This is a genomic window from Psychrobacter sp. TS_SC_6 (assembly GCF_056156305.1).
Map to the genome: position 1 here is coordinate 2675973 of NZ_CM149590.1, position 23775 is coordinate 2699747.

15 protein-coding genes are annotated in these 23775 nt (G+C 42.7%); 10 read left to right on the forward strand and 5 right to left on the reverse strand.

Annotated elements, in window-relative coordinates:
- The first annotated feature begins 134 nt into the window (after positions 1–134).
- On the forward strand, positions 135–1478 hold the full coding sequence (locus tag AC0J5Y_RS11370) for an Lnb N-terminal periplasmic domain-containing protein (RefSeq protein WP_475130778.1): 1344 nt from the start codon (positions 135–137) through the stop codon (positions 1476–1478).
- A 187-nt stretch (positions 1479–1665) separates the two neighbouring features.
- Here the strand turns inward: AC0J5Y_RS11370 and AC0J5Y_RS11375 are convergent, their stop codons facing one another.
- Positions 1666–2229, reverse strand: a complete 564-nt coding sequence (locus AC0J5Y_RS11375) for a YcgN family cysteine cluster protein (RefSeq protein WP_475130779.1) — start codon at positions 2227–2229, stop codon at positions 1666–1668.
- 160 nt (positions 2230–2389) lie between these two features.
- On the opposite strand from AC0J5Y_RS11375, the gene AC0J5Y_RS11380 reads away from it, so the two are divergent.
- The 4 genes from AC0J5Y_RS11380 (at position 2390) to mutY (ending at position 9008) form a co-directional block, all read left to right on the forward strand.
- A complete protein-coding gene (locus AC0J5Y_RS11380) occupies positions 2390–3127 on the forward strand; it encodes a dienelactone hydrolase family protein (protein ID WP_475130780.1) in 738 nt (245 codons plus the stop codon).
- A gap of 153 nt (positions 3128–3280) precedes the next feature.
- Positions 3281–6388, forward strand: a complete 3108-nt coding sequence (locus AC0J5Y_RS11385; RefSeq protein ID WP_475130781.1) for a DUF2339 domain-containing protein — start codon at positions 3281–3283, stop codon at positions 6386–6388.
- Positions 6389–6556: 168 nt separating this feature from the next.
- Positions 6557–7513, forward strand: coding sequence for a ribosome biogenesis GTPase YlqF (ylqF, locus tag AC0J5Y_RS11390; protein WP_475130782.1), 957 nt, complete (start codon positions 6557–6559; stop codon positions 7511–7513).
- 247 nt (positions 7514–7760) lie between these two features.
- Positions 7761–9008, forward strand: coding sequence for an A/G-specific adenine glycosylase (mutY, locus tag AC0J5Y_RS11395; protein ID WP_475130783.1), 1248 nt, complete (start codon positions 7761–7763; stop codon positions 9006–9008).
- 256 nt (positions 9009–9264) lie between these two features.
- Here the strand turns inward: mutY and AC0J5Y_RS11400 are convergent, their stop codons facing one another.
- Together AC0J5Y_RS11400 and rapA are read right to left on the reverse strand one after the other, a co-directional pair.
- Positions 9265–10167, reverse strand: a complete 903-nt coding sequence (locus tag AC0J5Y_RS11400; RefSeq protein ID WP_020444398.1) for an acyl-CoA thioesterase — start codon at positions 10165–10167, stop codon at positions 9265–9267.
- A gap of 244 nt (positions 10168–10411) precedes the next feature.
- Entirely contained in the window at positions 10412–13300 is a 2889-nt protein-coding gene (gene rapA / locus AC0J5Y_RS11405; protein WP_475130784.1) for an RNA polymerase-associated protein RapA, read from the reverse strand.
- A 713-nt stretch (positions 13301–14013) separates the two neighbouring features.
- Here rapA and AC0J5Y_RS11410 point away from each other — a divergent pair.
- The 3 genes from AC0J5Y_RS11410 (at position 14014) to AC0J5Y_RS11420 (ending at position 18498) form a co-directional block, all read left to right on the forward strand.
- Complete coding sequence (locus AC0J5Y_RS11410; RefSeq protein ID WP_475130786.1) at positions 14014–16326, forward strand: ATP-binding protein; 2313 nt, start codon at positions 14014–14016, stop codon at positions 16324–16326.
- Positions 16327–16410: 84 nt separating this feature from the next.
- Complete coding sequence (locus AC0J5Y_RS11415; protein WP_475130788.1) at positions 16411–17379, forward strand: response regulator; 969 nt, start codon at positions 16411–16413, stop codon at positions 17377–17379.
- Between the two features lie 168 nt (positions 17380–17547).
- Complete coding sequence (locus tag AC0J5Y_RS11420; RefSeq protein WP_475130790.1) at positions 17548–18498, forward strand: D-2-hydroxyacid dehydrogenase; 951 nt, start codon at positions 17548–17550, stop codon at positions 18496–18498.
- A gap of 13 nt (positions 18499–18511) precedes the next feature.
- On the opposite strand, the gene AC0J5Y_RS11425 is transcribed toward AC0J5Y_RS11420, so the two are convergent.
- The gene (locus AC0J5Y_RS11425; RefSeq protein ID WP_475130792.1) at positions 18512–20125 is read right to left on the reverse strand and encodes a flavin-containing monooxygenase; all 1614 of its coding nucleotides are present in this window, start codon (positions 20123–20125) and stop codon (positions 18512–18514) included.
- A 136-nt stretch (positions 20126–20261) separates the two neighbouring features.
- Positions 20262–20975: an RluA family pseudouridine synthase gene (locus AC0J5Y_RS11430; protein WP_475130794.1), complete on the reverse strand. Its 714-nt coding sequence runs from the start codon at positions 20973–20975 to the stop codon at positions 20262–20264.
- Between the two features lie 354 nt (positions 20976–21329).
- On the opposite strand from AC0J5Y_RS11430, the gene trxA reads away from it, so the two are divergent.
- A complete protein-coding gene (gene trxA, locus AC0J5Y_RS11435; RefSeq protein ID WP_020444406.1) occupies positions 21330–21656 on the forward strand; it encodes a thioredoxin in 327 nt (108 codons plus the stop codon).
- Positions 21657–22180: 524 nt separating this feature from the next.
- A complete protein-coding gene (gene rho, locus AC0J5Y_RS11440; protein ID WP_020444407.1) occupies positions 22181–23449 on the forward strand; it encodes a transcription termination factor Rho in 1269 nt (422 codons plus the stop codon).
- The last annotated feature ends 326 nt before the right edge of the window (positions 23450–23775 follow it).

A 23775-nucleotide genomic window follows, 5' to 3' on the forward strand; every position in this document is an offset into this window, starting at 1 on the left:
TACTTTATCGCAAGGCGTGACGACATTCAACGTCAAATTCACTCAAATTGTATTGTCAGTGTGTTGCAATTTTTGCTATGGTCAAAGCCTGTTTATTTCTTAATAAAAGCCAACACAAAGGCAAAATAAACCTTATGTCGCTACGTGCCTTTTTTTCTCGTCTATTTTCGTCGCACTCAACTGGTCATCGTTCAGACAATGGCTTAGGCAATCATCAGTTAAATAATGACAAGGTAAATAGCACATTGAATAAACCATTAAATCGTAAGCCACTAAAAACTAAGCCAACTAAACCCAAGTGGCGACATTATTTACTGCAATTTTTTATTGCGCTAACGCTATTACTGTCAGCGGTTTGGCTACTGCTAGCGATTTGGTATCAATTCGGTGGTTACTCAGTTATCACGTGGTTCGCAACCATTACTGTCGTTGGGCTACTGGCATCGCTGCTTGCTATTCGCTTGCGGACAGGTATGGCGGGAAAACTGATAAACAGGCTTACTAGTATAAGGAAAGTGAATAGTAAACATATTTCTGCAAAGACTGTTGCTAAAAGTCTTGTAGCCACTTATATTGCCTTTTGGCTAATAGGTCTTGGCTGGTTTTTCTCTATTGAAGCGCAACAAGAGCGCGACTGGATGCCAGAAGTCTCTGAAAGAGTCACTTATAGGCGCGATCCTAGCAATCCTAATCTGATTACACTCACCAATGTACGAAATTTTGATTGGCATACCGACACAGAAGCGACAGAGCGCTGGGAGACGCGTACGATTGATATGTCAAAGTTATATGGCGTCGATATTACCAATTCGTATTGGATGGGGCCACTGATTGCCCATACGCTAGTGAGCTTTCGTTTTGAAGAGGAGCGCCCGCTTGCCTTCTCATTTGAGATTCGTAAAGAGAATGGTGAATCGTTTTCGGCATTGGCAGGATTTTTTAGACGTTTTGAATTGAGCTTGATTGCCGCAGAAGAGCGCGACATTATCTATACGCGCAGTAACGCGCGCGGCGAGCAAGTCTATTTATTCCCCATTAGCCATCTACAGCGGCATGAAGTCAAAGCATTGTTTGAGTCCTATTTGACAGCCGCTGATGAGCTTAATACCAAGCCTGCGTGGTACAACACTTTAACCAGCAACTGTACCAATATTATCTTTTATATGGCGCGTCTGGTTAGTGATGAGCGTTTGCCATGGGATTACCGGATTTGGGTCTCTGGTTGGCTACCAAACTATCTATATGATGTCGGGATGTTAGGCGCCAATCCTAAAAATACAGAACAACCTTGGTCGATGGATACCTGGTATGAGCGCACCCATATCAATCCAAAGGCTAAAGGATTTCAGAATAGCAGCAATATTCATGGCAGCGAGTTTTCAAAGCAGATTCGCCAAGGTATTCCGATACCGCCATTGGCTGACTCACAAGCTATTGCCGAAGCAAATGCTCAATCTGCCGCTCAAGCTTCCCATTAATATTACTTCTATAGTTAAAATACCTTAAAAACGCTACGGTACTGCTGGTATAAATTTTTTGCAGCCTCTGGCAGCAACGGCACAGCAAGCAAGAAAAATTGATATCAGCAGTACGTTATATATCGATATTGCTTTTCCCTGACTATATTAAAGATTAAATATTTTGACAATCAAGGGTTAGAGATTATTAAGGCTTCACCCAATTGACTACCCGCGTTTCCATCTCCTCATCATCCATACCAATTTCAGTCACGCAGCGCCCTGCTACGCCAACATTGGCAGCACGCATTTGTTGCTGAGTTGCCAGCGCATCTTGGGTCAATAATAAATGCCAACTTGGTAAGTTCTGCCCTTTATATAAGCGCTTATAAGCACAGTGTGACGGTAGCCACATCATATTCGGCAGATTTTCAATCGTCAGCTGAATGCAATCTGGCACATGCTCTTGCCGTGTCGCATAATGCCTGCAATAGCCAGTCGCACAGTCCATTAGCTGGCAGGTTACATCAGTATATTCCACCAAATCTTCATCAACATTACCCTGCTCGTCCTCATCAATATATTTAATCAAGCAGCAACTGCCGCAGCCATCACACAAGGCTTCCCATTCGCTAGGGTTTAATTCCGCTAAAATATAGCGTGACCAAAACTGCGGGCGCAGTGATTCAGTCGAGCCACCTTCAAATAATAAAGGCGTGTCCGTAGCAGTACTTAAATGAGATTTATCGTTATTTAAAAAATTTAGGGTCATAAAACTGCCGTATCATTTTGACAAAGAGCGTTACAGTATTATAGCTGTTTTTGACTAGGTTGGGCGGTATGGTAGTAAAGGTCAGCAAATAGATCACTCAAAAAATACGGATATCTGATACTCATCACATAAATTTCATTACCTAAAAAAGGACAATACTATGTCAATTAAGACGTTTGAATTAATCAGTACGACAGAAAATGGTATTCAATTGATCAGCTATGTCGCGTTGCCAGAAAATGCCTCAGAGGACCATCCTGTCGCTGGTATTTTGGTTGCACCCGAATGGTGGGGCGTAGTCGAGCATCCAAAGAATGTCACTGAACGCTTAGCAAAAGCAGGCTACGCCGCGGTCGCTATGGACGTATACGGTGAAGGTAAGCTAACCTCAGATGCCGCGCAGGCAAATATGTGGATGGAGCAAGTGTTAGCAGACCAAGATATGCTCATGTCTCGCTGCCGGTTGATTCTCAATGACTTTACTGATCAACTAGCCATTGATAGCGACAACTTAGGTGCGATTGGCTATTGCTTTGGTGGCAAAATCGTCCTTGATATGGCACGTGAAGGTATGCCCTTAAAAGCAGTCGCTACCTTCCACGGTAACCCATCACCGAAGCAGCCTGCCGATGAGCAGTTCACTGCTAAAGTATTGGTTGCTCATGGTCGTGATGACTCTATGGTATCTATGGATGCGATAGAAGGTCTCAAGTCAGAGTTAGATGCGGCGAACGTTGATTACACTATTGATGTTTATGATGGTGCTAAGCATGGCTTTACCAATCCAAATGCGGATGAGCGCGCTGCTAAAAATGGTGTGGACTTAGGCTATAACGAAACGGCTGCTAAACAGAGCTGGGACAATATGCTGGAGTTTATGAAAGACAATTTGGCATAATAGCTTTTTATACTACTTTGACATTCAATAAGCTTATTTAAGCCCTTTAAATTTCGTTGAATAATCTCATTTATGGCGTGTTGGGCACGTCACTCTTGTGCTTATAATCAAATAGCGTCATTATCACTCAATGGACAGACAGATTGAGTAATAATGATGCTATATTTTTTGATGGGTTCTTTAGGTTGGCTGGTTGTAATTACTTTAATAGTGATTATGATTGCCCTTTATATTAGGCTGCATCAGCAATTGGCACAACTGCGTCAAGACATGGTGCAGCTAAAGAGCGAACTTAAGCAGCAAAAGAATAGTACCACTGCGGTAAAAAGTATATTTGACATCGAATCACCTAGTGAAGATGCATTGTCATCAACAGAAAAATCAATGCCGCCCCCGTTGCCGCTTGATGCTTTATCCTCTAACCCTCTATCAACTCACTTTGTGTCACTATCTGCAACTCAATCACCAGTTTCCAATAGTCAGCCTTTAGCCAATAAAGCGGTTAATGCACCGATAGAACCTGACGAGCGCTCATTTCCTATTGTTACCTCACTTATTCATTCGATTCAAAACTGGTTTTTGGGTGGCAATTTAGTGGTGCGTGTTGGCGTATTGGTTTTACTGATCGGCGTGGTTCTATTGCTGCGCTTACTAAGTGACTATATACAAGTATCCATTGGCGTTAAGCTAACAGTCATTATTATCATAGGATTAGGATTGGCAGGATTAGGCTTAAAGCTGGCGGCAAAACGCTTTGCCTATGGTATCAGCTTACAAGGTACGGGCTTAGCCATTGCTTATTTGACCACATTTTTTGCCTATAGCGTCTATCAGGTAATCGGTAGTCTGCCAAGCTTTATAGCACTTGGCATATTATCAGCGGTAACGGTCGCTTTAGCGGTACGCCAAAATGCTTTTCCTTTGGCATTATTAGCATTATCCGGTGGATTCTTTGCACCGATTTTGACCAGTCAAGATACTGGCAGCTTAACGGTATTATTTAGCTATTACTTGTTATTAAATATCACCATTGCGGTTATTGCTCATTATCGCCCGTGGAAGGTGCTGAACTTATTTGGCGCGAGTGTGACATTTGGCTTGGCATATTATTGGGGATTGACTGAAAATTTAACGGTAATTATAGAAAATCAACGCTGGACATTGGTCTTACTCGTCGCGCTACATATACTGCTGTATTTATTCGTCGTGATTCGCTATGCACAGCAAATCATTGCTTATAACGATACTATTGCTTATAACGATAGTGACGCCGCTACCGTTACGGCTATTGATACTGACCAAAATGCTGATATTAAGAGTCAGCATGCCAGCTATGTATTTCCTATTGATATCGGACTGCTATTTTCTGTGCCACTGTTGGCATTTGGGTTATTTTCAGCATTACTGCACGATATCAATCACGCTTTAACCCTAACTAGCACAATTTTAGCGGTCATTTATTTGGGGCTTGGTTGGACGTTTATTCAGCGCAGTCAGCGTTATGCATTGGTTACGGAAGGGATGCTGGCATTGGGCTTTGGATTTTTGGCATTAGTGATTCCTCTGGCATTAAATGCAGAATGGATTGCCTTCGGCTGGTCGGTTCAAGGACTAGCATTGGTATGGTTTGGCAGGCGTTCTCTTCGTGCATGGTCAATATTATTGGGTTTAGTATTGCAGCTAATTAGCATTGGTATGTTATCAAATACCTTTGTCATTACCCTTGATTACTATCCGACGCTCGCATTAACCATTTCTGCCATCAGTGCAATTGCCAGCGTCTTTATCTTACGTGCCAGTAATTCGCCTATTTCATTACCTATTTCATTACCTATTTCATTACCTATTTTATCGCCTATGACAGCGACGCAAGGCTCAATGCCATCTGTCCACGATTCTGAAAATCAGCTTAATGCCAATAATACGCTGTCTGGATATGCCAAAGCGTTAGGCATTAGTGAGGCGGCTGCTCAGCAATGGTTTGAAAGTATCAACAACCAAAGTATGGCGTTTAAAATCATTTGGCAACGTCCTGCTTTGATACGGCTTTTAACGCTCATCGCGATGGGCTGGCTGCTGTATGTGTTAGTCCTCGATTTTGACCAATGGCTTGCCAGCTGGCAATCAGCAACATCGACGCTTATTGCCTTAGCAAGTGTCGTTAGCATGATTATTTATTATGTCATCAATCAATATCGTCCGTGGCGAGAAATTAGACAATTTAGCCATGGTTTGCTGCTGTTATTTTATGCGATGCTGATATTACAACTGCCACAACAATATGAATTTGACTATCAATGGACAGCCTTTTATTGGCCGATATTTACAACGTTGTTCATCGGCTGGCTGGTTCTTGGTCAATTATGGCTAAAGACGTGGCATAACAATGCTAATAACGACGACAATAATAGTGCAGAATTAAAAGGTTACGATAGTGCAAGCTGGCTTGGTACTGGCATTATAATTTTGGCTGAGGCTGTACATTACGGCTTACCCGAGTCAAAAGGTGTGATGACCATTCTTGTGCCAGTTGCGCTTATGATAGTTGGACTCTGGTTGACGTATCGTCAGCAAAATAATAATCAGATGAAAAATCTAATTTCACCGCTCTCTATGTATTGGTTTGACTGGCAAAAATCGCTATTAAACAGCGCCAGAATATTCGTGCCACTAACATTATGCTGGGTCATTTTTACCAATGTCACCTATGATGGCGTGATTTGGGAACTGCCTTACTTTCCTTTATTTAACTTATATGATGTGACGTTATGGCTAGTGCTATTTTACGGATTGGGCGTTTATTTATTGCGTCAACGTGGCGGGCACTCGCAAAATTTATTTAGCGCCTTTCGTAAGAGTGACACGTTGTTGATCGTACTAGCGCTGATTAGCTTTTGGATACTCTCTAGTATGCTGGTCAGAACGCTACACGCTTTTATCAATACACCGCTGTGGATAGCGGAATTATATGATCATAATGGCAGCGCATGGGATAGTGAGCAAGTGCAAACTGGACTGACGATTTTATGGACGCTACTAGCCTTAGTCGCCACCATTACTGCCAGTCGCTATTGGCAGCGCGCGCTATGGTTTATGGGCATTGGCTTATTGGGTATTGTGGTCTTAAAATTGGTCTTGGTTGACTTGTCACAGACTGAGGCAATTTGGCGAGTAATTTCTTTCCTTAGTGCAGGTAGTTTGATTTTATTGATTGGTTATTTGGCACCGTTGCCACCAGCGCGTGATGGAACGGCAGAATAGATCGAGTCATAGTTTTTTATTAGAGTAAATTGAATTATAGCGTGAGCACTTTTTAACATCATTACTTTTTAGCATCCGTACGTGGCTTATGTAGTAAACTGAACACCATGAAAAGTAAATGACGATCGTCTTACTTTGAGCATTTTTTATAAAAGGTTATGAAAGCAGATGGATAAGAGAGTAAGTATTCAGTGGTTCCCTGGGCATATGAACAAAGCCCGCAATGAAATCAAAGAAATTATGCCGCAGATGGATGTGGTTATCGAAGTGATTGATGCGCGTATTCCTTATAGCAGCGAAAACCCAATGGTCGCGGCATTACGCGGTGAAAAACCGGTCATCAAAATCTTAAATAAGGCTGATCTTGCTGATCCTGAGCTGACCCAAGCATGGATGGATTATCTTGAGCAGCAAAATGGTGTTAAAGCCATTGCTTGCGATACCGATAAAGCCAATGATGTCAAACGTATCATCGCAATCTGTAAACAACTTGTCCCCAATAAAGTGGGTACGGGTCGCCAAATCAAAGCCATGATTATGGGTATTCCAAACGTCGGTAAATCGACGTTGATCAACACTTTGGCTGGACGCGCCGTGGCAAGAACTGGTGACGAGCCAGCGGTCACCAAGTCGCAGCAGCTGATTAAACTTGATGATGATATCATGCTTTATGACACGCCAGGTATGCTGTGGCCAAAAGTTGAAAACGAAAACTCTGGCTATCGCTTGGCGGCGACAGGCGGCATTCGTGATACGGCGTTTGATTTTGCGGATGTTGCTGGTTATACCGCTGAGTATTTATTAACTGCCTATCCTGAGCTGCTAAAAACCCGCTATAAAATTGATGAGCTGCCTAAGACCGATTGGGAGTTTTTTGAAATAGCTGGGCGTAATCGTGGCTGCGTGCGCGCGGGTAATAAAGTCGATACGTACCGGATGTCTGAAATCCTAGTCAATGAGCTGCGTAGCGGTAAGATTGGGCGTATCACTTTGGAGACGCCAACTATGACTGAGGCTGAAGAAGTCGTCGTCGCTGAGCAACGCATCGCGTCAGAAGAAAAAAGAATCGCTAAAGAAGAAGAGAAACGCTTGCGTCGCCTTAAAACGCGGAAGAATCGGAAGTAAACTCTCACTAACATAGCTCATAAGGTGCGCCCGCCTAGCGCACCTGTTTTATCTTTATAATTCACCTTTAACTTATCTGAAAATCCTCACAATCTCACTTGGCAAACAATACAGTTAATTGCCATTTTATCCAATGGTGCTCACAATTAAGCTCACCTACTGTTGTCTTGTATCAATCGTATTACACCCCATAAGTAACCTTAATCCCAAACCTTATATATCCCTGTTAAATTTACAAGGAATACTCTTGCATACTCAATTTTCTCACTCATTAACTTCTTTAGACGCATTCGCACCCCGCCTACTAGATTGGTTCACCGAAAACGGTCGCCATGATCTGCCTTGGCAACAACACCTAACCGATACGCCCAACCCTTATATTGTTTGGCTATCAGAAGTTATGCTCCAGCAAACGCAAGTGACCACTGTGCTGCCCTACTTTGCCCGTTTTATGGACTCCTTTCCGACCGTGCAAGATTTAGCAGCAGCAGAATGGGACACCATCGCGGAGCATTGGGCGGGGCTAGGTTACTATGCGCGTGCACGTAATTTGCATAAAGGCGCGAAGCAATTGGTCGCTGTGATTGACGAATCTGGCGACTTTCCGCAAACCTTGGCAGGTTGGGAAGCGATATCAGGTGTTGGTCCTTCGACCGCTGGGGCAATTATGTCAATGGGCTTGCATCGTTATGGCGTCATTTGTGATGGCAACGTTAAACGTGTCTTGACGCGTTGGGCAGCAATTGATGGTGACATCACTAAGTCCTCGACGACTAAAGAGCTGTGGGCATTGGCAGAGCGTCTAACGCCAATAGAGAACTCAGGATTGTTTGCGCAAGCGATGATGGATATGGGTGCAACTTTATGCACGCGTAGTAAGCCTGCTTGTCTACTATGTCCACTACAAGATGATTGCTTAGCGCATGCGCAAGGTCGTGAAACGGACTATCCAGTGAAAGCTAAGAAACAGCCTAAACCGAGTAAATTTAGTAATGCACTGCTTATTGAAAACGAAAATGGCGAAATACTTTGGCTACAGCGCCCTGACAATGGCATTTGGGGCGGACTGTGGAGTTTGCCGCTAGCATTTATAGAAAAAATTAGCGGAAAAGTTGCTGTGAAGGATGCTGACAAGAATAAAAATAAGGAACCAATTACAGCGAATGATAATCAGCTTTTAGAAGTAGCTAGTAATGAAAAAATATACGAGACAGAATTTACCACTGCTGAGCAAATTATTAATGAGTGGTTAGATAAGAATCAATTGGTCACAAAATCAGTTAGCAACACATTACTCGATGATTCGCCTATCAAACATTCATTGACCCATTTTCATTGGTATTTAACCCCGCAATCGGTAACTTTAAACGATAAACAGGTGACTGAGATAACCAAGGCATTAGAAGCAGCTGAAATTAATATTAACTGGTTGAATGCTAATGATGCGCAAGCAACGCTAGGATTACCAAGAGCGATGGTAAAGATTTTAGAATAGGATCCCATATATAATCACTAAAAAATCGGCTTAAAATAACGATTGTATAGTGAGTTCAGTATAAAAATAATACAGCGGGACTGGAATGAATTTTTTGCAGCATCGAGCTGCGAAGGCACAGCAAGCAAGAAAAATTTATACCAGTTCAGCGTTGAACTATAATGTATCTGTTTTATTTAGAATCGACTATATACGCCATAAAAAAGCGCCTCAGAATTATTTTGAGTCGCTTTTTTATCTATCGGAAGATAAAAACTTAAGACTTCGGTACACGCAGACGCATTAAGCCTTCTTGCTGTACCGTCGCGACCAACTTCCCATCTTGCCAAAACTGACCATGATTGAGCCCCATCGCATTGGATGTCGTATCACTCCACATGTCATATAACAGCCAATCGTTTAGGTCAAAGTGACGATGAAAATGCATGGAATGGTCGATACTAGCAGCTTGCAAGCCACTGGTCATAAAGCTAATACCATGTGACATCAGCCCCGTGCCAACCAAATAAAAATCAGAGGAGAATGCCAGTAATGCTTGCTGAATCGCGACAGGTTGATTGCCAAGCTCGCGGATACGCAGCCAGTTCGCTTGCTTAGGTTTCATTGGTTCCGGATGGATCGGGTCACGCGGTTTCACTGGTTTAATCTCGATATGACGACGGCGCATAAAACGAGATTTTAATGCCTCTGGAACTTTACCAACATAGTCTTCTTTTAGATCCTGCTCCGCAAGTAAGTCTTCAGGCGGTGGATAGACAGGCATATCTTCTTGATACTCTAAACCCTCTTCCATCGGTGAAAAAGAGGCAATCATTGAAAATATCACTTGCTCAACCGGCGGCTTACCACGTACTTGCTTATACTGAATCGCCGTCACTTCGCGCGCGGACAAACTACGCCCATCACGTAAGCGTCGCACTTGATAAATCACCGGCTGATTAATATCACCGCCGCGCAAAAAATACCCATGCAATGAGTGACAAGGCTTGTCTTCATCAAGCGTATGCGCTGCTGCCATGATCGCTTGTGCGAGCACTTGCCCACCAAAGATACGGGCACCAACATAGTCATGGCTTTTACCTTCAAACACATCAGGGCTGACTTCGATGAGCGCGACGGTAGCCAATAGCTCATCTATTAGTTGTGAATAATCAGACATGACGATTACTTTCCTTATTTTTATCAGCAACGCCAGGCATCTAGATATAAGCGCCAAAGAATATCAAGACGATATGGCTTCAGCCGATATGGCGTTTTAATGTAAATAATATGAAATCAATAGCAGTAATATACAAGATAAATCTGTAGATGAGCAATAAATGGATTATCGAAAACTCATGATAAAAAGTCATCAATAAAAACGAGATGCTCAAATACACCTCGCTTTTACTATTGTAGTAAATCTATGGTTTTACTGCCACCAATACACGGATAGAATCTGGCACCAATGACAAGCCCGCCAATGCTTGCTCGCCTTGCGATTTTAGCTGCTCTAAACGCTCAATCTCTGCTGGACGCACATTGGGATTGATGGTTTGTAGATGCTTAAGACGTTTGATCTCACGCGACCACTGCTGGCTAAAGCGGGCACTTGCTTGTTCACCAATCTCAGCCAACTGCTGACGGGCAATATCTTCCGCTTCATAGTAACGCTGCTCGATGACATCGCCCCTTACTTTAATCACTTGGCGGGCACGGTTTTTATCCAAACGCTCAATGTGCGGCATGATCATATCGGCACTGATACGCGCTGACAAATCACTGCCCTGCTCACTGATAAAGACGCGGATATTTTGCGTACTTAAGGTAGCAGGCAAGTTAAGTAGTTTCGGTGCGATGGCTTCTACACGGAAATTCACTTCTAACATCACCATGCCCTGTGGTACCGCAGCACTTTTTAGCATTGCAACGGTGGTATTACCAAAGGTGCTGGTACTCGCCAGCTCATAAATCGCCTGCATCAATGGATGTTCATGCGTGATAAAAGCAATATCCTCACGTTGCAGCGCTTGCTCACGCTCAAAAGTCAACGTCATACCGTCTTCATCACCGAGTGGCAGACCATCGATATAATCACTAATTTCAGTGCTGTCAATCGGTGAAATCACCCACGAGCCATCACGTTGGATATTATGCTCGATATTGGCTGAGGCAAAAAAGCGCTCGATAAACTGCGGCAATAGATTATGCCCATCAAAATCGCGCATGGCGTCAGCGATACGTCCAGCGACGCGCGGACGGCATGAGTTGTATTCTAATAGACGGTCACGACCAGCTTGTAACTGTGTTTCAAGCCCCAATCGTGTCTGTGCCGCTTCTGCGATAATATCTGCCAATATTGCACGATTGACGTCGTTATCAGCACCCTCAAGCATCGGTTTTAGCTCTTGGATATACTGCTCTTGAACGCTTTGTGCTGTTGGTGAAATCTGATTGAACATATTGAGCGCATTGTTATACCACTGATACAGACGCTCTTGCGCAGTACCTTGCACATAAGGCACATGCAACATGATTTGCTGTGTTTGCCCAATACGATCTAAACGACCAATACGCTGCTCCAGGGTATCTGGATTGGCAGGTAAGTCCCACAGTATCAGCTGGCTTGCAAACTGGAAGTTACGACCTTCTGAGCCAATCTCTGAGCACAACAATATCTGCGCGCCTTCATTATCGGCAAAGAACGCTGCTGCTTGGTCACGCTCAAGTAAGGTCATCTGCTCGGTAAAGATAGCCGTTTTGATACCAGCATGTAAGCGTAATACTGCTTCCAAGCTCTCAACCGTCGCGCCACTACGGGCAATCAATAGCACCTTTTTATGCTTAAGATCACCTTTTAAGATATCTATCAACCAAGGCACACGCGGGTTGTCCTCTAACCAGCCACCATCGGGCTGATTTTCTTCGCCCCATAGCTGCTCGCGCAATTTACCATTGGTTTGATAGCTATCGACCCATGTTTCTGGTAGCGGCAATGGATACGGCTGACTGCTACGACCGTAAAAACCTTTCACACTCTCACGAGTATTACGGAATAAAATACGTCCAGTACCATGGCGATCTAGCAATTCATTTAACGCATAAGTACGGAGTTTTTCGTCTTCGTTAATCGTTGCTAATTCATCGATATTAATCGTCAATAAACTGCTCAGTGCGGCAATTTGTCCATCACTTAAAGGTTTGTCTTCTATTAATAGGCTGGCAACGGCTGCCGTTTCTGCAAAGGCATCTTGACCATCGATAAACTCATCTAAGTCATCAAAGCGATCTGGGTCTAATAGACGCAAACGGGCAAAGTGACTTTGCGCCCCAAGCTGCTCAGGTGTCGCCGTCAATAGCATGACTCCTGCAGTCTCTTCAGCAAAATCTGCAATGAGGTCGTACTTATCATTGCCGCCTTGCGCTTCATCCCAATGCAGATGGTGCGCTTCATCAACGACCAATAAATCAAACCCTGCTTCCATCGCTTGGTCATACAAGTCAGGATGGTCAAGGAGTAAGTCCATACCAGCGATGACACATTGTTCAGTCATAAAGACATTTTGCTCAGGGTCGTGCTCTTTAATCGCTGCGGTACGTACCAAATCAAATAAGGCAAAGTTTAGATTAAAGCGGCGGCGCAGCTCAATCATCCACTGATATTGCAGACTGTCTGGCACAAGAATGAGTACACGCTCAGCTTTGCCCGTCAGTAGCTGCTGATGAATAATCAAACCTGCCTCAATGGTTTTACCCAAGCCCACTTCATCAGCAAGCAACACGCGCGGTGCGATACGTTTGCCAACTTCATGAGCGATATAGAGCTGATGCTCAATGATATCGACGCGCGCACCCATCAAGCCTTTGAGCGGATGACCTGCAAGCGCTGATTGCATACGCAAGATATCTTGACGCAAATCATACCAATCACTGCGCTCAATACGACCTGCTAGCAGACGCTCCAGTGGTTTAGCCAAAGTAATATTGGCAGCCAGACGGGTTTCCATAATGGCTTTTTCATGCTCATTTACACTGTACTTGAGCACACCCATCACTTCTTCAACAGCACTTACTGTATAGCTCTTACCTGCCTGATCAGAGATACTATCGCCGACTTTAAACACCACACGAGATAACGGCGCAGAGTTTTTTGCATAAACGCGCGTCTCTTCACTTTGCGGAAATAAAATGTGCACACATCGGTCGTCTACATCGATGACCACACCTAAGCCCAGCTCGGACTCCGTATCAGATAAATAGCGTTGACCAACGGCGAATTCGGTGCTGTGCAATGAAGCGATAGAGATAGTCATAGGGCGATGTCTTTTTGTACTCAGATGATAAGAAAATAGGTAGTTTACGATGCAAGCCATGCTTGCTGGCTCAGTCACATTGACGAACTGACAACTATTGGATATACACTTATTCAATATGCGGTCATTCAGTATATTGTCACGAGATATATCAGGCACATCAGCTTGTAAGCCAAATCCGTCGATAAAACAGATCATTATATAACGTTAGCGCTTAGATAAGTGCGTTAAGTTCACTTTTCAAGAGCAGATTTCTACAAGATAAAGTCAAGGCTAAGCATAAGTTGGGCTTATAAACTCGTAAGATAACGACTCGCAAGTAAACAAAAAATATTGTTATCGTAAAATTGTTACTGTATTGTTAAAAAATGCAATAGAACATCTCTCTTAACACCAAAGCTATGTAACTTAATTAAGTCATTAGAATTTTAGCTAACCACTAATTATATAAAAAAACAGCATAGACCTAGTAGCTGTTATCTGTGCGTTATCAGCAGTCATGGATGGATGGATGACTGTCTGTAATAGTCCATTAAGTTATAGGTTAAATTTAATGTCATTATTTTAAGTTATGTTAATACTGTCTGCAGTTGACGTTTATGATTATTATTCATACGCCATTTTAATAGAACCTAACCATATAGGTCACTGTAGCAAAAAAATCTTATTAGCAATCTTCTTTGTACTCCCTACTCCCAAGGACAAATCCCATCATGAGTGACTCCAAAAAAGTCGGCTTTTTTAATCAAGTCAGTACCCAAGTTACTACTATTTTGTTTATTGCCTTTGCGGTCGTACTTGCGGTCGTTGTTTATGTCGTTGATAAAGAAGGTCATGATAAAATTCGCCTTGAATCAGCAAAGCTGGTCGCTGAACGTGGTAATACCGCGGTTAATAGTATCTCAGCCGACATCAATCGTGTCATGCGTAGTGCCTTGCTGTTACAGCAAAGCGCGCAAACGCTGCCACCGCAAGAGAATATTTTGCAAGTCAGTACCGCCAATGCATTCGATAAACGCGACTATAACCTATTGGGTAGTGGCGGCATTTGGCCAGAAAAAGATGCGCTTGGTGCCAATACCGTGACCCATCCGTTTTTGATGGTACGCCAAAACGGTGATTATCAAGCAGTGCTAAGCGATCCAAACCCAACCAATCCTTATTATCAAGAAGATTGGTTTAGTGTCTTAAAACTACTCAAACCTGACAGCTGTATCTGGAACCATGTTCGCGCCAGCCAAACCAAAGGCGAGCTTGCCATGAGCTGCGGTGTCGCCATTGAGCGTGACAATCAGTTTTGGGGTGCCAGTACGGTCAACTTTACCCTAAACCAGTTGCAAGAGAACATCGTTAAGTTGAGTGAAAGCTCGGGTTCAGGCTATATCCTATTATTGGATAACAGTGATAAGGTCATCGCCTCATCTAACCCTGAACGCTTAAACTATATTGATGAAGCAACCGGTACACCGCTTGATATCAAACAGGTTATCAACTCTGACCCTGCTTGGGAGCCAGTGCTAGGTTTCTTGGAAACGCAGCGTAACGAGATTATCGAGCAAGTTGCAGCTAGCGTGTCACCGCAAGTTCAGCAAGTATTGAATACGATTGATAAAGCAGAAACAGGTGATTCCAAAGGTTATTATTTGGTCAACTATGCTGCTTACCTAAATAACGGTGAAAATAAGCAAAATGCTATGGATAGCCGCTTGCTACAAAGCTTTGAGCTGACCAATGATAACTTTTATAACGGCAGTCAAGCCTATGTCTTTGAGATTCCTGAAACTTATTGGAAACTTATCGTTGTCCAACCTGACGCTGAAATTAACGCTATCGCCGACAATCTAAGTGAAAACTTGATTAACTGGATTGCATTAGCGCTCCTTATCACCGCTGGTATTATCTACTTTATGCTAACTTTCTTAGCATTCAAACCATTGAAAGAAACCACTGATAAAATTTCTCTCGCAGAAAACATTATTAATAACAAGCAGTACAACAAGCTAAGCTCAGTTAAATTCAAGACAGGTCGCAACGAGATTGGACTGGTAAACGGCTCTATTAACGACCTATTAGATCGTATCCAATCTAACGAAGGTAAGCTTGCCAATATTAACCAACAGCTAGAGATTAAAGTAGAAGAACGTACCGCCGAGCTGCAAGACACACTAAAAGAGCTGAAAAGCTCGCAGCTACAATTGATCCGTTCAGAAAAAATGGCAACGTTGGGGCAAATGGTTGCAGGTGTTGCCCATGAAGTAAATACACCATTATCGTATGTTCAAAATAACCTTGAAATTATCGGTCAATTGACTGAGCAATATGAAGAGCTGATTGAACTGGTACAAGGGTTAAAAGGTATCAAGTCAGACGCCGTATCTAATGGGAAGATTGATAATTTATTAGCAGATATCGTCCGTGCTTCTGATGAAATCCAAGAAGATGATTTGTCCGCTGAGCTAAAAGAGCTGATTAAAGACTCGCTATTTGGTGTTGAACAAATCACCGAGATGGTACTTAATCTTCGTAACTTTGCCCGTCTTGATGAGTCAAAAGTGAAGACCATTGATGTGCGCGAATGTATCGAAGCCTCGCTTAAAATCGCGGGTAACTCTATCAGACATCAAGAGATTGTCACTGATTTTGCGCCGACGCCTGAGATTAAATGCTCACCATCGCAAATCAATCAAGTATTGGTCAACCTGCTCAATAACGCCGCGCAAGCCATGGGTGAAAAATCTGATGGCAAAATTGAAGTGCGAACCCGCGCCGATGACAGCAATGTCTATATTGATGTCATTGATAACGGTAAAGGCATGAGCTCAGAAGTGCTCAGTCAGATATTTGAGCCATTCTTTACGACTAAAGGCGCAGGCGAAGGTACTGGTCTTGGTATGGCAATCAGTCAGCAGATTATGGAGCAGCATAATGGCGATATCAAAGCCGTATCGACTGAAGGCGTTGGCACAACCTTTACCTTAGCGCTACCGATTAATAATGATCTGACAGAAAAAAGCCTAGCGGCATAATCGCTAGGTTCTGTTGTTATTTTAATTACTATTTTAATGATTATATAAAGCTATATCACTGTTATTCATCATAAGGATACCATCATGAATGAATTAGAAAATGACACCAGTCATAACATCAGTACCGCTGAGTTAGGGGCTGAAGCTAAACCGAAGCTGGCTTTTATTGACGATGAACAACGCATTTTACGTTCTATGAAACTGTTATTTCGTAAAACGCATGACGTTTTTATTACCACCGACCCGACTGAATACATCGACTATATCAAAGACAACCATGTACACGTCGCGGTCAGTGACCAACGTATGCCTGAGCGGGTTGGCGTTGATATCTTGCGCGAAGTAAAAGAAGTATCACCTTCTACCATGCGTATATTGCTAACAGGCTATGCTGATTTAAACGCGATTATTGGCTCTATTAATGATGGTGAAATTTACCGTTATTTAACTAAGCCGTGTAAATCTGAAGAACTGCTCGCTGTCGTCGGACGCGCTACTGAAATCGCTTTGACTTATAACCCAGACGAAAACGCTGAGCAGTTCGATAGTTCAGGCAATAAGCAGATTTTATTGGTCATTGATGAGACCAATGATTTGATTGAGCAAATACGTAAGCAGTTTTCTAACAACTATAAAGTGCTGCATGCCCAAGGTTTAGAGGAAGCTTACGATTATTTGGCGAACGAGGATATCGGTGTTTGTATTACCGATATCAACGTCAGTGGCGAGAATATTGCGCCGATTATCTTTACCTTAAAACAAGATGCGCCGCATTTGGTCGTATTGGTACAGACTGAATTCCAAGACGCTGGCTTGCTGATTGATTTGATTAATAAAGGTCAAGTCTATCGCTGCTTACCGAAGCCGATGCGTGCCAGCTTACTTGAGATTAGTGTCAATCGTGCTTTCCAACATCATGCAAAACTAAAAGCCAGCCCTGAATTGATCAAACGTTATGAAGTCGAGCACGATCCTGAAAATGATGTGCGCATTGACTTGAGCAGTCGCGTACGTAGTTTTATCGGTAAATTGCGCAAACGTTTTTCTTTATAAGCGCAATAAACTGGTGTCTCAATAAATAAAACCTCTATTTTCAGCTTGAAGTAGAGGTTTTTTGCTTCGTGTTTTTTAACGACCTTTTTGACTAAATACTGCAACGTGCTACATTAAACCGATAATAAACAAAACCCATTCACGATAACAACAAGATAAGGAATCATCATGCAAGCGGTTTTTTTAGATAAAGGTACTTTCTCTGATAACATCGACTTGCCAGCACCCGCTGGCGTTACTGATTACATTACTTACGACGATACACCTCAAGCACTGATCATTGAGCGTTGTCAAAATGCCGACATTATTTTTACCAATAAAGTGCAAATAAATGCTGAGGTGATTGCTAAGCTGCCAAAGCTAAAACTTATTCAACTGACCGCTACGGGCATGAATAACGTTGACCAAGATGCTTGTACTGAGCGTAATATCGCGCTCTATAACGTCGCCGGTTACGCGGTGAAAAGCGTGCCTGAACACACCTTTATGCTGATGCTAAATGCCATGCGTGCTGGCCTGCATTATCATAATAAAGTCACCGATGGCACGTGGGCAGATAACGGTAATTTTTGCCTGCTTGATATCCCGCTTATAGATTTGGAAAATAAAACGCTCGGTATTATTGGTATTGGCACCATTGGCAAACGTGTCACTGATATTGCGCGCGCGTTTGGCATGACAGTATTGTGGGCTGAACACCAAGGGCGTATGCCGCGTAATGATGACTATACAGCGTTTGAAGACGTGCTGGCGCAGTCCGATGTACTGAGCTTACATTGCCCGTTAAATGAGAAAACTCAGCACCTTATCAATGCAGACACCTTGGCCAAAATGACTAAAAAACCTTTACTTGTCAACGTCGCTCGTGGTGGTATTGTGGATAGCCAAGCGCTTGCTGATGCCATTAAAAATGAGCAGATTTTAGGGTATGGCAGCGACGTTTTTGAGCAAGAACCCATAGCTGCCAATGATCCTTTACTGGCTCTGGCTCTTAGCGAGCATCCACGCGTAATATTCAGTCCGCACAATGCATGGGGCAGCAAAAGCGCGCAAGAAACCTTGTGGCAGATGCTTAGTAAACAAGTCAGTGATTTTATCAATCAAGCACAGCAAGATTAATAATTAGCAAATTCTAACGACTAAACTGTAGCCACTCATCTTTGATTTTACGGTGTTTGAGCATGATGCGATCGGTTAGATAGTTATTGTTCACCCGCCAAGGATAGCGATCACCTTGTTTTGGCAGCTCATCCTTGGCACGGCTGACATACCCTGCCGATAGTGCCCCAAGTACCGTATCTGCCTGCATTTTCACTTGTTCGTGCTCAGTCTCAGCCTGCGCACATACTGTTTTGTATCCTTCTTTATTCATATAACTCAGTAAACGCCGCACATACTGACAAGCCAAATCAATCTTCAATGTCCAAGACGCGTTGGTATAGCCAAACATGATTGCCATATTTGGTACACCCTCAAGCATCACTGCTTTGTAGGTCATTCGTGCGCCTACATCGATCGGCTCCCCGTCGACATATAAAGCGGCACCTCCTAGCATCTGTAATTTTAGACCCGTCGCAGTAACGATGATATCTGCGTCCAAATGCATGCCTGATGCTAATGCAATACCAGTTGAGGTAAACTGACTGATGCTATCGGTTACCACTTTAGCGCGCTTGCTATGCAAAGCTTGAAACAAATCGCTATCAGGTACCGCACATAAGCGCTCTTCCCAAGGATTATAAGCTGGCTTAAAATGGGCAACATCCACGCCACTGCCTTTAAGCTCTTTTTTGACTTTATGGTTTAATAGCGCTTTCATCACTTTTGGCGCATAAATCGCCACCCGATAAACACCTTGTTGAAACATCACATTGCGCGTACGCAACAAGGTATACGCCTGTGCTTTTGATAAAGGTGAGAATTTACCTGAGAGCAGGTCAAGCGCACGATCATCGCCCGGTACACTTGCAACATACGTCGGTGAACGTTGCAGCATGGTGACATGACGGGCACATTGTTTACTACCTTCATCGACCAATGCCGGTATCAGTGTCATCGCCGTCGCGCCACTACCGATGACAATCACTTTTTTATCGTCGTATTGCGTGTCTTGCCAATGTTGCGGGTGGACTATCTCACCTTTGAAACTTTCTTCATCTTTAAAATGTGGTCTATAACCGCTCTCATAGTCATAATAACCAGTCGCTCCAACAACAAAGTTTGCCGTTAAGCTCAATACTTCACCGGTAGCATGATTTTTAATCATCGCCGTCCATTGCTGACTGTCGCTTGACCATGATAACTGCTGTACTTCATGCTGATAGCGAATGTGCTCTACCACCTTAAACTCGCGTGCGGTATCAGCAATATAGCGTTTAATGTCTGCACCTTTTGCAAGCATCTTATGATCCATCCACGGACGGAAACTATAGCCAAAAGTCAGCGCATCCGAGTCAGAACGAATACCAGGATAGGTAAACAAATCCCATGTACCGCCCAAATCCTCACGTTTTTCTACGATTAAAAATCGTTGGCTAGTAAGTTTGAGGCGTTTTTTCTGCTTAACGCTTTTACTATCAAAATGACTTTTTTGCGAGCTCTGCTGCTGCAAATGGCAAGCCATGCTGATGCCTGCGATACCCGCACCAATAATCAGTACCTCATAATCTGTAGGAACATCTGATGAATAAGGTTTGGCTTTAAAGCGCTTTTTAAGCGCCTGCTTGGCAGTAGTCATATTAAGCATAATACAATCCTTGTTTTTGCAAATTGGCTGACCTATCAGAGCACAGGACGCCCTACTAATTTTCCATAGCAATTTTACCTAGTAACTTTATCTAGTAATTTGCAAAAATACTAGATTTTAGTTTATTTTAAAAACACTAAAAAGGTGTTGGACTTTCCCAGTCCATCCACGCCCCAAGCGTTGGATGTTTTAGGCGCAGTTGCTGCGCATGTAGATTTAGTCTTGGCGCAATATCCAACGCAATACCTTCTGCATAAATCGGGTCACCAATCATCACATGTCCGACATGTACCATATGGACGCGCAGCTGATGACTACGACCGGTGACTGGTTTTAATAGGACGCGAGTTACTATTTGACCATCACATTCTTCATGCGCCAATACTTCATACAAAGTCAGCGCATGTTTTGACCAGTTAGGATCGACAATATGACGCGGTTTGGTTGCAGGCTCATAACGTACTGGTACCGATATCTTGCCAGTAGTGCCAACGCTGTCCCATTGACCAAACACTCGTGCTTGATAACTTTTTTGTGGCAGTCGGTCAATGAACTGCTTACTAATATTGGTTTGTGCCGCTGCATTTTTGGCGAAAATAAGCAGCCCAGAGGTATCCATATCGAGGCGATGAATCAGTTTGACGGCAGGATTGACACGCTCAAGTCGTGCCAGCAAACTGACCTTTAAGGTCTTACCATCGACACTCAATAGTCCTGCTGGCTTATCGACTACCCAGATATCTTCATCTTCATAGACGGTAACTTTTTTTGCAAATGTTTGAAAAAACTCAAGCGAACGGGTTTTTTCTTCAGCATTAAGGGCATCGATTTTTTCATTTGTAAAAGGCATAAATGTGGGCTACTTATATGAAGGGACTTATATTAATCAGTTCGGATATAAAAATCAGAATCCGTTATAGAATCAAAAATGCAAATAATCTTAACGAGCAGTTAAAAGCAGAAATCAATACAGTAGGTAACAGATAAAAGCCAACCCTGTATCCTTATGTGTCGATTTATTGTGCTAATCGTAATTGTTAAACAATTTAACCAGTCTACGTCTTTCAACTTTAGGCAAACATGTTAATATAATGGCAGATTTCTACCCATTCTTAACATTCTTTAGCCGGTCATCATTTTGGTATGACATTTATTGTTTTATCGATAAATGGTGACAAATATAATAATACAAGAGAGAAAAATTATGTCAGACCTTATTGTTAACACCACTGATGCCAACTTTGACCAAGACGTCTTACAATCTGACGTGCCAGTATTAGTCGATTTCTGGGCAACATGGTGTGGTCCTTGTAAAGCCATCGCACCTATTTTAGAAGATTTAGCGACTGAGTACCAAGGTAAAGTTAAAATCGTTAAAGTTGACGTTGATAACAATCCACAAGCAGCAAGTCGTTTTGGTATCCGCAACATTCCTACCTTATTCGTATTTAAAGGTGGCGAAAAAGTGGATTCAGTCATGGGCTTACAGCCAAAGGCTGAATTGGCAAAAGTACTAGATAAGCATTTATAAATTAGTGCTTATTGGCGTTGTTGATGTTTGGCAGCCTCATTAAAATATCGTAAATGCTAAAGCCATTATCTGATACAGATAGTGGCTTTTTTGTTGATTTTATGACCAAAAAGCTAGATTGCTTGACTTTTTTGGCAAAAATTATTGACAATACTATCTTTAAGCCCGTATAGTCTGCTGATAAGAGAACACTAATGGCTCTCCTAAATATCTTGTCGCTATTCTCCTCGTGTTTATCAACAAAAACACCATCGTCATTATTAAATACCACTACTGACCGAATGACTAAACACAATGACTGATATTGAGTTTTTGGCGCAGACTCTTATGTAGACTTTTTTATCTTCACCTTTTATAACTTGTCTACCTCTCTTGCGACAAGCTCATAAACTGACACATAAAATCAAAACTACATACTAACTCTGTATATATACCCTCTATCACCCTAATAACATTGTTTTAATCACTGTCGTGATTTGTGAATAATGGCATCTCTCATCTTATCAACTGCTAACGACCTATCTATGAATCTTACTGAATTAAAGAAAAAATCAATTGCTGAGCTACTGGCCATCGCTAAAGAGATGGGTCTTGATAATATGGCACGTAGCCGTAAACAAGACATTATCTTTGCCATTCTAAAAACTCATGCCCGTAACGGCGAGGCCATCTATGGTGATGGTGTGCTTGAAGTGCTCCCCGACGGTTTTGGTTTTTTGCGCTCATCTGAAGGCTCTTATTTAGCAGGTCCTGATGATATCTATGTCAGCCCAAGCCAAATTCGCCGTTTTAGTCTAAAAACTGGTGACAGTATCGCGGGCACGATTCGTCCACCAAAAGACTCTGAGCGTTATTTTGCACTATTAAAAGTCGGTGAAATCAACTTTGATACGCCAGACCGCTCACGTCATAAGCTCATCTTTGAAAACTTAACGCCATTATTCCCGACTGAGCAGCTAAAGCTTGAGCTGGGTAACGGTACAACTGAAGATTTAACTGGTCGTATTATCGACCTGATTGCACCGATTGGTAAAGGTCAGCGCTCTATTATTGTGGCACCGCCCAAAGCGGGTAAAACGATGCTACTACAGTCAATAGCACAATCGATCACTCGTAATAACCCTGAATGCTACCTCATTGTGCTGCTGATTGATGAGCGTCCAGAAGAAGTCACCGAGATGGAACGTACCGTACGCGGTGAAGTGGTTGCCTCAACTTTCGATGAGCCGCCACAGCGCCATGTACAAGTGGCTGAAATGGTCATTGAAAAAGCCAAGCGCTTGGTTGAGCACAAGCAAGATGTGGTCATTTTGCTTGACTCGATTACCCGTCTTGCCCGCGCTTATAACACCGTTATTCCTTCATCAGGTAAAGTCTTGACCGGTGGTTTGGATGCCAATGCGTTAGAGCGCCCAAAACGCTTCTTTGGTGCTGCTCGTAATATCGAAGAAGGCGGCAGCTTGACCATTATCGCCAGTGCCCTTATTGATACTGGTAGTAAGATGGACAGTGTTATCTTTGAAGAATTCAAAGGTACCGGTAACCAAGAGATTACCCTTGAGCGTGATTTGGCAGAAAAGCGTGTCTTCCCTGCTATTAATATCAAAAAATCGGGTACACGCCGTGAAGAACGTCTGCTTGATGAAGATAAGCTGCGTAAAGTTTGGATCCTGCGTAAATTGCTACAGCCGATGGATGGTGTACAAGCAACTGAGTTCTTATTGGACCGCTTAAAAGAAGCCAAAACCAATGATGAATTTTTTGAGCAAATGAAGCGTAAATCACAAAATTGATTTTAAATCTTTTACGACAATAAAGTTATATAAATAATTGACGTTTTACTCATAAAGGCTGCCTATAAGGCGGTCTTTTTGCTTTTATTACTATTGGCTCTATCATTAGTAATAATTCGCGTCGAATACAGTTAGCTTACTATCAGGATAAATACAATAACCCTAAACAAAGGCATTACCAGTGACACAGTGAGGCAACATAGTTTACAGCTTACTTGCAAAGCTTAGCGTTTTTAATACGACCAGATTTATATATAAGGGCTACTATAAGGGTTAAGAACATACTGAAATATATACTGTATACTTAGTATTTTAAACTTGACGAT

Coding starts and splice junctions, on each gene's coding strand:
- trxA (WP_020444406.1), top strand. CDS start 21,330: ATGTCAGACCTTATTGTTAACACCACTGATGCCAACTTTGACCAAGAC.
- AC0J5Y_RS11415 (WP_475130788.1), top strand. CDS start 16,411: ATGAATGAATTAGAAAATGACACCAGTCATAACATCAGTACCGCTGAG.
- AC0J5Y_RS11400 (WP_020444398.1), bottom strand. CDS start 10,167: ATGTCTGATTATTCACAACTAATAGATGAGCTATTGGCTACCGTCGCG.
- AC0J5Y_RS11385 (WP_475130781.1), top strand. CDS start 3,281: ATGATGCTATATTTTTTGATGGGTTCTTTAGGTTGGCTGGTTGTAATT.
- AC0J5Y_RS11425 (WP_475130792.1), bottom strand. CDS start 20,125: ATGCTTAATATGACTACTGCCAAGCAGGCGCTTAAAAAGCGCTTTAAA.
- rapA (WP_475130784.1), bottom strand. CDS start 13,300: ATGACTATCTCTATCGCTTCATTGCACAGCACCGAATTCGCCGTTGGT.
- ylqF (WP_475130782.1), top strand. CDS start 6,557: ATGGATAAGAGAGTAAGTATTCAGTGGTTCCCTGGGCATATGAACAAA.
- AC0J5Y_RS11430 (WP_475130794.1), bottom strand. CDS start 20,975: ATGCCTTTTACAAATGAAAAAATCGATGCCCTTAATGCTGAAGAAAAA.
- AC0J5Y_RS11420 (WP_475130790.1), top strand. CDS start 17,548: ATGCAAGCGGTTTTTTTAGATAAAGGTACTTTCTCTGATAACATCGAC.
- AC0J5Y_RS11375 (WP_475130779.1), bottom strand. CDS start 2,229: ATGACCCTAAATTTTTTAAATAACGATAAATCTCATTTAAGTACTGCT.
- rho (WP_020444407.1), top strand. CDS start 22,181: ATGAATCTTACTGAATTAAAGAAAAAATCAATTGCTGAGCTACTGGCC.
- AC0J5Y_RS11380 (WP_475130780.1), top strand. CDS start 2,390: ATGTCAATTAAGACGTTTGAATTAATCAGTACGACAGAAAATGGTATT.
- AC0J5Y_RS11410 (WP_475130786.1), top strand. CDS start 14,014: ATGAGTGACTCCAAAAAAGTCGGCTTTTTTAATCAAGTCAGTACCCAA.
- AC0J5Y_RS11370 (WP_475130778.1), top strand. CDS start 135: ATGTCGCTACGTGCCTTTTTTTCTCGTCTATTTTCGTCGCACTCAACT.